Source organism: Sinorhizobium sp. CB7 (assembly GCF_041357635.1).
In the GTDB taxonomy this organism is placed as follows: domain Bacteria; phylum Pseudomonadota; class Alphaproteobacteria; order Rhizobiales; family Rhizobiaceae; genus Rhizobium.
In genome coordinates this window covers 37,724-50,316 of sequence record NZ_JAULLL010000020.1, presented here as the reverse complement: position 1 = coordinate 50,316, position 12,593 = coordinate 37,724, and the positions used below count along the sequence as shown (strand labels likewise).

Below are 12,593 nucleotides of genomic sequence, written 5' to 3'. Positions count from 1 at the left end.
CTGAGAGGGCAGCTGGCAGACGATGACCATTCTGGAGAGATTGTTTCATGCGGCTGAGACGCGTCCGCATCAGATCGCCTTTATCGCGGATGAGAGAAACTGGAGCTTTCGCCGCTTCGCCGGGCATGTCGAGTGCATGGCGCAGGCGCTGTCGGCCCACGGCGTGCGCCCGGGCGACCGCGTGGCGCTGCACATGGACAATGTGGCGGAGATCGCGATCGCCTACTTCGCCTGCTTCAGGCTCGGCGCCATCGCGGCGCCGCTGAACAACCGCCTCAAGACCCCGGAGCTCAGCGCCCTGCTGGAGCGGCTGCAGCCCGCACTCTATATCGGCCAGGACCATCTCTATCCGTTGATCGCTTCGATCGATCCGCAAATCCTGCCGGTGGAGACGCGCTTCATCGTCGGACGCACGACCATGAACGGTGGCGCGCGGCCCTTCGACGCCCTGTTCGATCACGGCAAGGTCACGCTTGAGGCATCGCTCCCTCCCGAAACCGCCCCGGTCCTCTTGCTGACGACGTCAGGCACCACCGGCCACCCCAAATTCGTGGCCCATAACATGGCGACGATGACGGCGTTCGCCGAGGGGTTCCTCCGCTTCGGCCTGGTGCCCGGCGACATCGTCGTCAGCAGCTCCGCAATGGTCCATGGCATCGGCCTCTTCAGCTTCATCTCCTCCTTCTACCACGGGGGCAGGGCGGTGCTGCTCGAACGCTTCGACCCGGATGCGATGCTCGATGCGATCGCGGCCCATGGAGCCACCTGGGTGATGGGGCTGCCCTTCATGTTTTCGGCAATGCTCGAGCGCCAGCGGACGCAACCGCGGGACATATCATCCCTTCGCTTCTGCCTGGCCGGCGGCGACGTCTGTCCCGCCGCGCTGCAGCAGGAATTTCCCTTCGTGTTCGATCGCCCGCTGCACTCGAACTGGGGGATGTCGGAGACGGCAGGCGTGCTGGCGTTCGGCAAACGACCAGGCCCGGTCTACCCTATCGTGCCGGGCGTGGAGATCCGCCTCGTCGACGACAAGGCCAACCCCGTGCCGCGCGGCATGCCGGGCGAGCTGTTGGTGCGGGGCGCAAATATCGCACTTGGTTATTGGGTCGGACCAGGGCAGGTGGAGCCCTGCGGCGCCGACGGATGGCTCGCCACCGGGGACATCATGCGGCAGGACGAGAGGAATGAGCTGTGGTTCGTCTCGCGCAAAAAGGATCTGATCGTCCGCGGTGGCTCCAACATATCGCCCATCGAGGTGGAAGAGGTATTGAGAACCCACCCCTCCGTCCGTGACGTCGCCGTGCTCGGCACGCCGGACCTGGAGCTCGGCCAGCGGGTCGCCGCTTTGATCGCGCTGGCCGATGGCTCTCAAGACGGGGTGCTGGTCGACATCCTCGCGACGGCCCGCGCCCGGCTCGCCGACTACAAGCTGCCCGAGCGGCTGCAGGTGGTCGAGGAGATCCCCAAAAACGCTTTCGGCAAGATAGACCGGAAATCGCTGCCCGGACTGCTGACATCCTAGATCAGGATGATTTCAGGCCGAATCGGCCTGAAATCTGAATCCTGATCTACATCAAAGAGTTAGAGCGGGATTTATGTCGAAAACCGCTCACACTTTTCGGCATCCCGCTCCAGCGGTACAATGTCGGATCAACGATCGTCTGGTCGAGCCCGGTGGCCGAAGTCACGGTCGAGGTGTTGCATCCAGTGGCGGAACTGGTCGAGCAGCAGAGCGACGTCATATTGCCACTCCAGCGCCAGAAGTCTCAGGTCCACGCGACCGGAGTCCAGCCTGTGCTGCAAGGCATGCCTGAGCTCGGTCAGCCTCTTTGTCGTTGGTGAATGCCGGGGTGCTTGGCTCAGCCGCCTGCTGCGCGACAGGCGCTTTGCAAGAAGGTCCAGATCAGTTGTAGGCGTATCGGTCATCAAAACATCCTCCGATACGAAAATATTATATCGTATTACGATATAATTCAAGCGTGCCGCGGCACGGTTCGAGTTCAGCTTGTTGCCGCTGTAATCGTCGAAACCGGTTCTGAAACGGTGAAGCAACAGTCCCGATCCAGGGTGAGAAGCCGGAAAACTTCGAAACGATCAGCATCTGGAGGACAATGACATGGATTTTCTCGTTGTGGCGCATGACGATCCGGCTCCCGGCACAGCCGAGAAGAGGAGCAGGCTTCGTCCTGGTCATCTCGACAATATGAAGGCGCTGATGCGGAGCGGTAATGTGATCGATGGCGGGGCGCTGGTCGATCAGGGCAAGGCGATCGGGTCTACTTTCTTTTGCACTTTCGAGAACCGCGAGTCCCTGGATCGGGCGCTGGCCAAGGATCCGTTCCTACAAAACGGCGTATGGCAACGCGTGGAAGTGTTCGAGATGATCCGACCCGAGAGCCTTAGAGCAGGATGATTTCAGGTCGAATCGACCTGAAATCCGAATCCGTCTCTACATCAAAGAGTTAGAGCGGGATGCCGAAAACCGCGCACACTTTTTGGAATTCCCGTTCTAGCGGGTAAGAAGGCGGGATGCGCTGGCGGCGCAGCCGATCGCCGCAAAGGCTGCGCCCAGCATCAGTGCGAGCATCGGGCCATCTTCGCCTGCGACCCCGAAACTGAATGCGACGAGTGCGGCGCCCGTCGCCTGTCCGATCAGGCGGGCGGTTGCCACGACTCCGCTTGCGCCGCCGCTTCGCCCGCTGGGCGCGGCCGACATCAGGGCTTTCTGGTTCGGAGACTGAAAGAAGCCGAATCCGACCCCGCAAACGACCATGCAGAATTCGATCAACATCATACCGGCGCCGGATGGCGTGGTCGAAAGCAGCGCCATTCCCACGGCAAGAACCGCCAGACCGATTGCCCCGAGCAGGCCGGGCGAATATTTCTCGCAGAGCCGGCCGGCCAATGGCGCCATCAGGGCAACGACGGCCGACCAGGGCGTCATGACAAATCCCGTCTGTGTCTCGCTGACACCCAGCGAGTGCTCGAGATAGAAGGGCAGGGACACGAATGCGAGCCCCTGCGCGGCAAAGGCGCAAAAGGCGGTGAGCGCGGAGAGGGCAAAGAGCGGCCGCTTCAGGAGATCGACGGGCAGCATCGGCGCCAGGCTGCCGGACTCGTAGCGTATCAAGGCCAGGGTCGCGGCTGCGAATACCACCAGCGCTGTCACGGTACGATATGGCGGCCCCGATTGCGCTGCCTCACCCAGACCGAAAATGAGCGCGGCGAAAGCAATTGCCGTCAACCCGGCTGCCCGGGCATCGAATTTCAGCGTCGACCTTTCCGAATGCGGCAGATTCGACCAGGCGAAGGCCAGCGTCAGCACGCCGATCGGGATATTGATGGCAAAGAGCCATGGCCATGGGCCGAGGGAAAGGATGATGGAGGCGACCGTGGGACCGAGGGCGAAGGCCACGCCCACGACGAGCGCATTCAGGCCGAAGCCCCGACCGACGATCCTGGAGGGATAGATCATCGCGATCAGCGCAGTGTTCACGCTCATCAGCGCGCTGGCGCCCAGTCCCTGAAGGGCGCGCGCGGCAACGAGGGTGGCAAGCGATCCGGAAAAGCTGCAGACGGCCGAAGAGAGTGTGAAGAGCGCCAGTCCCAAAAGATAGACGCGCCGGTGTCCGATGACGCTGCCAAGGGCCGCAAAGGGGAGCAGGGTCGCGACCGCCGTCAGCTGATAGGCGTTGATGACCCATACGGACGCCGCCGGCGCCGTGCCGAGGTCCGCCGCGATCGAGGGAAGGGCGGTGTTGGCGATCGCCGTATCGAGGACCGCCAGACCAACCGAAAACATCAGCGCGATCATGGCGAGACGGTGTTGCTTGGAAAGGCGTGCTTCCTCGTGGCGAATGTTGGTCTCGGTGGCTTCCGCCTCAGGCATCGTATGGGCTCAGGGTAAGGAGCGATACGGCATTGTCGTTGCCGTCTCGCACAGAGTTCTGGATGAAGTGAAAAGGACGTCTTGCAGCCGTGTCCGGTTCGACGCCTATGGAAAATGCAGGCGGTCTGTCACCATTTCTCGATCATCTGCACCCAATTGTGCATTGCATCAAGGATTGGCACGACATCACGTGAAAATCCAGGCAGCCGCATTCACGATCTTGTCATAGGTCGACAATGAGCGCGCACATGTTGCCCGCTGCCCTATCCCGATCGAAAAACTATCACCGGTCGGAGCGCGTGCCGCCCCGACCCTTCCCGTGGTTCGAGCCGCTTATTGGCAGACCCGGATGCTTTCCACGTGCCAGCCGCCGTCATAGGCGTTCGGGACGCGACGATCTTCAAACCAGCAGCGCGGCGGAGGGGGCGGTGGCGGATCGATGTATCGCGGTCCGCTGTTGTTGACGATCGCTCCACCAATCAGGCCGCCGATCACGCCGGCTGCCAGGCCGCCGGCAATGGCCGCGCCATTGTTGTTATGGTGGTGGCGACGATAGTCGTCGTGACGATAGTCGTCGTAATGCCGCCGGCGCCATTCCTGCGCGGAAGCAGTGTCGGCCACAGCGAGGACGCTGCCGGCCGTCATGGCGGCGATGAGCATGGACAAGACTAGCTTTTTCATTTCGTCTCCGTCGAGATTAGAACCTAACCCCCGTGAATCCTCAAATTGCACGTTCAAGCTTAACGGCTCATGAACGAATTCTGAATACCCCGCGGCAAAGGCGCCTCGGCCAGTTCGATTGCCGCAGGCGTGATGATGCCTCAGCCGCGCCGAGCGGCTTCGATCACCCCTACGTCGATCTTCCTCATGGTCATCATTGCATCGAAGGCTCGCTTTGCCTGATCGCCGCCTGCCGCAAGCGCTTCGGTGAGTACACGCGGTGTGATCTGCCAGGACACACCCCATTTGTCCTTGCACCAGCCACATTCACTTTCCTGACCGCCGTTTCCGACAATGGCGTTCCAGTAGCGGTCGGTTTCTTCCTGATCGTCAGTTGCGATCTGAAATGAGAAGGCTTCATTGTGTTTGAACACGGGACCGCCGTTCAAGCCGATACAAGGAATTCCAGCGACAGTGAATTCAACAACCAGCACATCTCCCTGCTTGCCGTCCGGATAGTCTCCAGGTGCACGAATGACGGCACCCACCGCGCTGTCGGGAAAGGTTTCGGCGTAGAATCGGGCAGCAGCCTCAGCGTCCTTGTCGTACCATAAGCAGATCGTGTTCTTTGACATTGTGCAGCTCCTTTCGCTCTTCATTTTTGCGTTTCCTTCCTGAAATAAGAGGCAAACTGTCTTTCTCCAGCCCATGAAGCCATTTCAAGTGGGCAATCGCCAAAGGCCGCCTTGAAGACGTCGCGCTGCGTTACGGTTCTCCATACGCGCCCAAGCCAAGATGATGTCCTTTCGGCCTTTCCTTGCCCGATTGTCGTCGTGACGGCACCTGCCAATGCCGCTGAACCCGTCGCTCGGGATGCGAGCGGCAATGTTCTTGCCGACAGCGAATCCGTTACGCCCATCAAGGATCTCAAGGTCAAGGGCGCGCCAACCGGCTGCACAAACCATTTCGACAAGTCGCGGTAGGCGGCTGGGTCGCCGGCACGGACTTGCGTCCGTCTGTGTTCGTCGAATAAAATGGCGCGATGGCTAAGCAGGTCCTCTTCGTTCAAGGAGCCGGCGAAGGCGTCCACGATTGCTGGGACAACAAGCTCGTGGCGAGCCTCGAGCGTGAGCTCGGCGAAAGCTATGCTGTCCGCTATCCCCGGATGCCCGGCGAGGACGATCCTAGCTACTCAGCCTGGAAGGCTGCGCTGATGAGAGAATTCGCCTCATTGGAAGACGGGGCAATTCTCGTGGGCCACTCGGTCGGCGGCACGATCTTGATCCATGTGCTTGCCGAACAGCCGCCGAAACTCAGGTTCGGCGGGCTATTCATCATCGCTGCGCCCTTCAGCGGTGAAGGTGGATGGCCGAGCGATGACATCGAGGATTGCAAGGACTTCTCAACACGCCTTCCGCCCGGCGTTCCCGTCTATCTCTATCATGGCGCCGACGACACCGTGGTGCCTACTGCCCATGTTCATCTCTATGCGAAAGCGATTCCGCACGCCGTAGTCCGCACGTTCGAAGGCAGGGATCACCAGCTCAACAATGATCTCGGCGGCATCGCGCAAGACATCCGATCAGTGGGCTAAGCTGATCGCTCTTTCGCTGGCCATTCGCGCCGAAGAAGCAGCAGTTAGCAATTCAGCAGCACGGAATCGCCGAATTCATGCGCGCGGTAGCCGCACGCGGCGAGCGCTGCGGAGGCCTTGAAGAGCAGGCCATCATTGGCGAAAGCGCGCAGGAGCTCGAAATGGCTTTCGCCGGGCTGGTGAACGCCCGTGAGAATTGCATCGACCACGTGAAGCGGCGTGCCCCGCGCGATGCGCCCGGTCGCAATGCCATTTCCGGTGCGCACGCTGCCGTCGGGATTGGCGGCTGCTTCGAGCGCGCGTACGACGCTCGTGCCGATCGCAATGATGCGGCAGCCGCGGAGCTTCGCCCGCGCGACCTGCGCCGCGGTGCGCTCGGGTATGCGGTACGGCTCGTCGAAAGGAAGGCGCGCGTCGAGTGCGGGATCGCCGGTGGAAGAAACGCCCGCTGCATGCGTGAGCGTTGCAAAGCCGATATCGCGTCGACGCCAGGCTTGAAGCGTGTGCCAGTCGAGCGCGAAGGACGCCGACGGCGCCTCGAACGCGAACGGCCGGGCGGCAATCTTCGTCCAGACATCCCACAGTGCCAATGGCTCGGGAACATGCGCGTACTGGATCGGCCGGCCGTGCTGCGCCATTCCTGCAAGCACCGCTGTGCACTTGCCTGGGAAGCAGAGCTCGAGAAGGCGAGGATGATCGAGAAGGCGCTCGGCGACGGCTTCAAGCGGGCCGAACCGGAGGCGGTCGCCTATTGACAGCGCAGGCGGGGGCAGCCGGTCCTCCGTGCGCGTGCGGTGATCGCCCGAGCCGAAGGCAATCGCCATGAAGCGGATAGGGTCGTGAAGTGATAGCCAGCCTGCCAGGCGGATCTCGATCGCCTTCCCACTTGGAACATGCGTGCCTTGCAAGCTGGCAGGCAAGGTCGCGGCGTCATTGGCGACGACCAGATCACCGGGATTGAACAGCGTCGCGAGCCTGGTGCGCGGCAGGTCGCGCATCCTGCCGTCCGCCTCGACGACGAACAGCCTGGCGGAGCGCGGATCGGAGCGGGAGCCGGCGATCATGCTTGTTCCCCGGCAAGAAGCCCAGCGCGGGCCGACAATGCGTCGAGCATCTTTTCGATGATCTCGCCAGCAGCCAACGCGGGGTCCTTCAGGGTCGAGGGATCGGCGTCCGGAAGCGCCAGCGCGTGAAGCGGGGTGTCCATATCGCCGGGATCGAGCGCGAGGACCCTAATGCCGTCGGCTTGCGCCTCCTCGTCCCAAATCGCCGTCAGGTGTGCAAGAGCAGCCTTGCTCGCACCATACGCGCCCCAGCCGGGATAGGCGTTGATCGCCGCATCGCTGGAGATGTTGATCACCAGAGCGCCGCGGCCTTCGCGTGCGGATGCGGCAAGCGCACCAAACAGGGCCTTCGTCAACCGGAACGCGCCGAGGAGGTTAACCGCAAGTGCCGCTTCCAGCTCCTCGCACTCGGTATCGGCAAGGAGCGCCAGAGGGACGGGACCGAGGCTCGACGCATTGTTGATCAGGACGTCGACGCCACCGAGGCCGGCAGTGACCTGCATCGCGACCGGATAGATGTCGTCCTTCTTGCCGATGTCGGCGACAATGCCGTGCGCGCCCGTCTCGGCTGCGACGCGTCCGACATTCTCGGCGGTGCGAGCGATGAAGGCGACGCGCGCACCCTTCGCCGTAAGCTGCCGCACAAGCGCCAGTCCGAGGCCGGAGGTGCCGCCCGTGACCGCCACGCGAAGTCCCTGAAGATCGATATTCGTCTGCATTGCCGATGCTCCTTCAATCCGTACGATCAGTTGCTACAAGTTCAAGTTAACTTGAAGTCAAGTGGGAATTGTGCTTTTGTTTATGCATGAATCCGATGCTGACCATCACGGACGTGTCGCGACGCAGCGGCGTCGCCTCATCGGCCCTGCGTTTCTATGAGGAGCGCGGGCTTATCGTGTCCGAGCGGGCCGGCTCGGGGCATAGGCGTTATCACCGATCCGTATTGCGCCGGATCGCCTTCATCGCCTTTGCGCAGCGCATTGGGCTGACACTTGAGGAGATCGGGGCCGAGCTCGCCAAGTTGCCAGCCGATCACGTGCCGTCGCGTCGCGATTGGTCACGGTTGTCGGGCGAGTGGGCAAAGCGCATCGACGAGCGCATAGCCGAGCTGCAGCGCCTGCGGTCCGGGCTTACCGAGTGTATCGGTTGCGGTTGCCTGTCTATCGACCGGTGTAGCCTGGCGAATCCTGCTGACGTGGCAGGACGCAAGGGGCCGGGGCCGAGGTATTGGCTGGGATAAATCGGGCTGCTGCGGCAGGCTTGACGATCTTAGCTAGTTAGCAAAGCCACCAACGGCAGCTTTTGGCCTAATCCGGTCGTCTCCGTCACCTGTTCGAACGTCGCAAAACAGTTTCCTCGTGCCGCTCAGAGGCTTCTGGAGTATGCTGTCCGACGTGCGGTCCCAGCAGATGGAGGAGGAGCCATGAAGGTCGGTTCCTGGCTGCGCGATCAAGGCCTGGAACAGTACGAGGAAGCGTTCCGGCAAAACGACATCGATCCCGAAATACTTCGGGATCTTACCGCCGAAGACCTGATTGAGATCGGCGTCAATTCAGTAGGGCACCGCCGTAAACTGCTCGCCGCGATTGCAGCGCTGCGTAAGACCGTTCAACAGTCGTCCAGCCCAGCCGGGGATACATCAGCCGCTACCGGGACGCCCATGTCACTCCCGCCGGCGGAGCGCCGCCAGCTCACCGTGATGTTTGTCGACCTCGTCGAGTCGACTGCGCTCTCGTTACGGCTTGACCCGGAGGAGATGAGCGAATTGCTGCGGCAGTACCAAGGTGCGGTGGCGGGGGCGATTGCGCGGTTCGAAGGATACGTTGCAAAGTACATGGGCGATGGCGTGCTTGCATATTTCGGTTATCCGCGTGCTCACGAGGATGAGGCTGAACGGGCCGTGCGGGCGGGGCTGGCGGCAGTCGAGGCAGTGCGGGATCTGCGACCACCGCACGGTGGGGCGCTTCAAGCCCGGGTCGGCATCGCCACCGGCCTGGTGGTTGTCGGCGAGCTCGTGGGTGAAGGTGCAGCGCGTGAGGAGACGGTCGTCGGCGACACGCCCAATCTGGCGGCGCGGCTTCAAAGTCTGGCCGAACCTGGAACCGTGGTGGTGGCATCCCGTACCCGGCAGTTAATCGGTGCTCTGTTTGATCTTGTCGAACTCCGTTTCCAGCCGCTGAAGGGTTTTCCTGGGTCCGTACGCGCTTGGCGCGTGCTCGGCGAAAGCGCTGCAGAAAGCCGTTTCGAAGCCTTGCACGGGGCGGCCCTGACGCCGCTCGTCGGTCGCGACCATGAGATCGGACTTCTGCTGAAGCACTGGGAAGCAGTCAAGGAAGGCGAAGGCCAGGTGGTGCTGCTTGCGGGCGAACCCGGCATCGGCAAGTCGCGCCTTGTCAGGGCCTTGCGGCGGCGGGTGGACAGCGAACCGCATATGACGGTCAGTCACTATTGCTCGCCGTATTATCAGAGCAGCCCGCTCCATCCGGTGATCGGCCTCCTGGAGCGGGCGGCCGGCTTCGCCGCAGGCGATTCCTCCGAAGCGAAACTGAACAAACTCGAGGGGTTGCTCGCGCTTTCAACTGAAGATGTCGCCGGCGTGGTCCCCTTGCTCGCGGCGTTGCTGTCGATTCCAGCGGGCGACCGCTACCCTCCCTTGGAGTTAAGTCCGCATCTGCAGAAGGAGCAGACTCTGGAGGTGTTGGTCGATCAACTCATTGGGCTCGCGGCGCATCAGCCTGTCTTGGCCGTGTATGAGGACATCCATTGGGCGGATCCGACCTCGCTGGAACTGCTGAATCTTGTGATTGAGCGCGTGCAGGGCTCGCGGATATTGGTGCTCATCACGTTCCGTCCTGAGTTCCTGCCGCCGTGGCTGCGCCATGCTCATGTCACTGCGCTGACCCTTAGTCGTTTGAGCCGACGACAGGGCACAGCTATGGTCGAAAGGCTGACCGGTGGCAGGGAGCTGCCCGCCGAAGTATTAGACGACATCGTCGCAAAGACAGACGGCGTGCCCTTATTCTTGGAGGAGCTGACGCGGGCCGTGATTGAGACCAACGTGCTCAAGGACGAGGGCGACCATTACTCTCTCGCCAGTCCGGTGTCAGCCATCGCGATTCCGGCCACGCTTCAGGAGTCGCTATTGGCCCGGCTCGACCGACTGGCTTCTGCCAGGGAGGTAGCGCAGCTTGCAGCCGCTATCGGACGAGAATTCTCACACGAGTTGCTCGTGGCAGCCGCGGCGTTGCCGAAGGGCCAGGTGGAGGATGCCCTGGCCGCCCTTATTGCGTCGGGACTGGTGTTCCGCCACGGGATTTCTCCGCAGGCGACGTACAGCTTCAAGCACGCGCTTGTACGCGATGCGGCCTATGCGACGCTTGTACGGACGAAACGGCTGCGCTTGCATGCGGGGATTGCCAGGGCGATCGAGCACCGCTTCCCGGAAATCGTCCAGGGGCAACCGGAACTTTTGGCCCAGCACTACTCGGAGGCGGGACTGCCTGAACTGGCGATCAATTACTGGCTTAGGGCCGGACAAGCGGAGATTGCACGCTCCGCAACGGCGGAAGCGATTACCCATCTGACAAGAGGGCTGGAGCTGCTTGAACACCTACCCGATGATGCTGCACGGTGGCGGCAGGAACTCGAGCTGCAAGTCGCTCTTGGCGTCGCCTTGATGATTGCCAAGGGTTGGGCGGCGCCGGAGGTCGGGCGTACCAACGCGCGAGCCCGCGAATTATGCGAACGGCTCGGCGGCTCAAATCGGCTCTTGCCAGTCCTCTACGGGGACTGGGTCTTTCACGTCGTGCGCGCGGAGTTGGAGGCGGGGCGAAAGGCAGGAGAGGACCTGCTCCGCCGCGCCCGGGAAGAAGGGGATGTGTCGGCTGAGACCGTCGGTAACCGCATCGTTGGAACCGATGCCTTCCTTCGCGGCGAGTTGGTCATCGCTCGTGAATATCTGGAGAAGTCGCTCGCACTTTATGACCCGCAGCAACACCGCTCTCTCGCCTTCCTGTTCGCCCAGGACCCCAGAGTAGCAGGGATGTCCGTCCTGTCCTGGACCCTGTTCGCCCTTGGCTATCCCGATCGGGCCCGCACGAAGAGCAACGAGGCGTTGGCGGACGCGGGGGAACTGTCCCACCGCAACACCCTCGGCTATGCCCTGCTTTATGGCTGCATCCTGTCGCAGCTTCGCGGCGACTGGCGAGAAGCGCGGGAACGCGCGGATTCGCTGATCACGCTCGCGAGAGCGCAGGGCTCTCCGCACTTTCTTGGGGCAGGCATGGTCATTCGAGGCTGGTCGCTGGGAGAGACAGGCGAGTTAGAAGCGGCCATCACACAGGTTCAAGAAGGTTTGGGGTCGTGGCAGACGACCGGAGCGAGATTCCTGGTTCCATTTTTTCTCAGCTTGCTCGCGCACCTCGAAACCCAAGCCGGCAAAGCGAACATAGGGTTGGATTTGCTGACGGACGCGCTGAGTCGGGTGCGCGAAACCGGCGAGCGGTGGTTCGAGGCCGAGTTGCATCGGCTGACGGGCGAACTGATGCTGCAGTTGCCGATGGTTGATCGAGCCGAGGTGGAAGCACGGTTCCGGCACGCGATTGAAGTCGCTCGAGGACAATACGCCGCCTTGTGGGAGTTGCGTGCGGCGACAAGTCTCGGCCGGCTACAGATCGCGCAGCATCGCGGCGGCGAAGCTCATGACCTGCTCGCGCCCCTCTGTAGCAAGTTTACCGAAGGATTCGCGACATCGGACTTGCAATCGGCCCAACGGGTCCTTTGCGAGGCCGATGGTCGCCGAGCGTGATCACAAACCTCGGCAACGCCCACGCGCCCATCGCCCTGCAATATCTCCTTTGCGCGCCAAAAGCGGGCCTCTTCTCCTCGTCAGTTCGCTCCTGTCTCACTTTGAAGGTTTTATCACACTGCTTTGGTGGAAGCGTTCGACGGCAGTATCCATCTGCACCCAATCGTGTTTCGACTGCTCGAAGATCGACAGGACAGGGGCGGGGTAATTGGGGTCCGCCAGCGCGCCGACGGCAACGCCGATCATCGACGGCAGCTTGTCGGCCGTCCAATAGACCGATGAGCCGCAGTTTGGGCAAAAATAGATGTGCACCTTTCCTCCGCTTGCGCCGTCGCGGGTGAACTCTTTCGCAGCCCCGGAAATGGCGACGGCGTCGGCCGGATAAAAGGCGCCGACGCCGAATGGCGCGCCGGTTCTCCGTTGGCAGTCAAGACAGTGACAGGCGACAACCAGTCTTGATTGTTCCGGAAGCGTGAGTGCGAGAGCGCCGCAAGCGCATCGGGCATCGGCCATTGGAAAAACCTCCGTTTTCTGAAGTGGTTGAGAATCCAGACTGAGACGGCAATTTAGAGGCGCGCA

General features: G+C 62.1%; 12 protein-coding genes and 1 pseudogene. 6 read left to right on the top strand and 7 right to left on the bottom strand.

Translation table 11 applies throughout. From position 1 onward, the window contains the following. The first annotated feature begins 22 nt into the window (after window positions 1-22). The gene (locus tag AAE029_RS29205; protein WP_371076416.1) at window positions 23-1,522 is read left to right on the top strand and encodes a class I adenylate-forming enzyme family protein; all 1,500 of its coding nucleotides are present in this window, start codon (window positions 23-25) and stop codon (window positions 1,520-1,522) included. 128 nt (window positions 1,523-1,650) lie between these two features. Here AAE029_RS29205 and AAE029_RS29200 read toward each other — a convergent pair whose 3' ends face one another. Next, on the bottom strand, window positions 1,651-1,926 hold the full coding sequence (locus AAE029_RS29200; RefSeq protein ID WP_371076415.1) for a hypothetical protein: 276 nt from the start codon (window positions 1,924-1,926) through the stop codon (window positions 1,651-1,653). A 190-nt stretch (window positions 1,927-2,116) separates the two neighbouring features. On the opposite strand from AAE029_RS29200, the gene AAE029_RS29195 reads away from it, so the two are divergent. Continuing rightward, window positions 2,117-2,413 carry a YciI family protein gene (locus tag AAE029_RS29195; RefSeq protein WP_371076414.1) on the top strand — a complete coding sequence of 99 codons (297 nt, stop codon included), beginning with the start codon at window positions 2,117-2,119 and terminating at the stop codon, window positions 2,411-2,413. Between the two features lie 96 nt (window positions 2,414-2,509). Here the strand turns inward: AAE029_RS29195 and AAE029_RS29190 are convergent, their stop codons facing one another. The 3 genes from AAE029_RS29190 to AAE029_RS29180 all read right to left on the bottom strand — a co-directional run bounded on the left by AAE029_RS29190 (window position 2,510) and on the right by AAE029_RS29180 (window position 5,184). Then, window positions 2,510-3,889: an MFS transporter gene (locus AAE029_RS29190; RefSeq protein ID WP_371076413.1), complete on the bottom strand. Its 1,380-nt coding sequence runs from the start codon at window positions 3,887-3,889 to the stop codon at window positions 2,510-2,512. A gap of 333 nt (window positions 3,890-4,222) precedes the next feature. Further along, on the bottom strand, window positions 4,223-4,570 hold the full coding sequence (locus AAE029_RS29185) for a hypothetical protein (protein ID WP_371076412.1): 348 nt from the start codon (window positions 4,568-4,570) through the stop codon (window positions 4,223-4,225). Window positions 4,571-4,710: 140 nt separating this feature from the next. Next, complete coding sequence (locus tag AAE029_RS29180) at window positions 4,711-5,184, bottom strand: VOC family protein (RefSeq protein WP_371076411.1); 474 nt, start codon at window positions 5,182-5,184, stop codon at window positions 4,711-4,713. A gap of 189 nt (window positions 5,185-5,373) precedes the next feature. On the opposite strand from AAE029_RS29180, the pseudogene AAE029_RS29175 reads away from it, so the two are divergent. Beyond that, window positions 5,374-5,493 (top strand): annotated as a pseudogene (locus AAE029_RS29175) (PhnA domain-containing protein); the annotation flags it as partial. Between the two features lie 98 nt (window positions 5,494-5,591). Next, window positions 5,592-6,143 carry an alpha/beta fold hydrolase gene (locus AAE029_RS29170; protein WP_371076410.1) on the top strand — a complete coding sequence of 184 codons (552 nt, stop codon included), beginning with the start codon at window positions 5,592-5,594 and terminating at the stop codon, window positions 6,141-6,143. A 44-nt stretch (window positions 6,144-6,187) separates the two neighbouring features. On the opposite strand, the gene AAE029_RS29165 is transcribed toward AAE029_RS29170, so the two are convergent. Beyond that, the gene (locus tag AAE029_RS29165) at window positions 6,188-7,207 is read right to left on the bottom strand and encodes an S-adenosylmethionine:tRNA ribosyltransferase-isomerase (RefSeq protein WP_371076409.1); all 1,020 of its coding nucleotides are present in this window, start codon (window positions 7,205-7,207) and stop codon (window positions 6,188-6,190) included. Further along, window positions 7,204-7,926 (bottom strand): SDR family NAD(P)-dependent oxidoreductase, encoded by a 723-nt coding sequence (locus tag AAE029_RS29160; RefSeq protein ID WP_371076408.1) that lies wholly within the window; start codon window positions 7,924-7,926, stop codon window positions 7,204-7,206. Before AAE029_RS29160 ends, AAE029_RS29165 begins: the two co-directional genes overlap by 4 nt. 86 nt (window positions 7,927-8,012) lie before the next feature. Between AAE029_RS29160 and soxR the strand changes: the two genes are divergently transcribed. After that, window positions 8,013-8,447, top strand: a complete 435-nt coding sequence (gene soxR / locus AAE029_RS29155; protein ID WP_371076407.1) for a redox-sensitive transcriptional activator SoxR — start codon at window positions 8,013-8,015, stop codon at window positions 8,445-8,447. Between the two features lie 183 nt (window positions 8,448-8,630). Beyond that, a complete protein-coding gene (locus AAE029_RS29150) occupies window positions 8,631-12,014 on the top strand; it encodes an AAA family ATPase (RefSeq protein WP_371076406.1) in 3,384 nt (1,127 codons plus the stop codon). A gap of 96 nt (window positions 12,015-12,110) precedes the next feature. Here AAE029_RS29150 and AAE029_RS29145 read toward each other — a convergent pair whose 3' ends face one another. Continuing rightward, on the bottom strand, window positions 12,111-12,527 hold the full coding sequence (locus tag AAE029_RS29145; RefSeq protein ID WP_371076405.1) for a GFA family protein: 417 nt from the start codon (window positions 12,525-12,527) through the stop codon (window positions 12,111-12,113). Window positions 12,528-12,593: the final 66 nt, after the last annotated feature.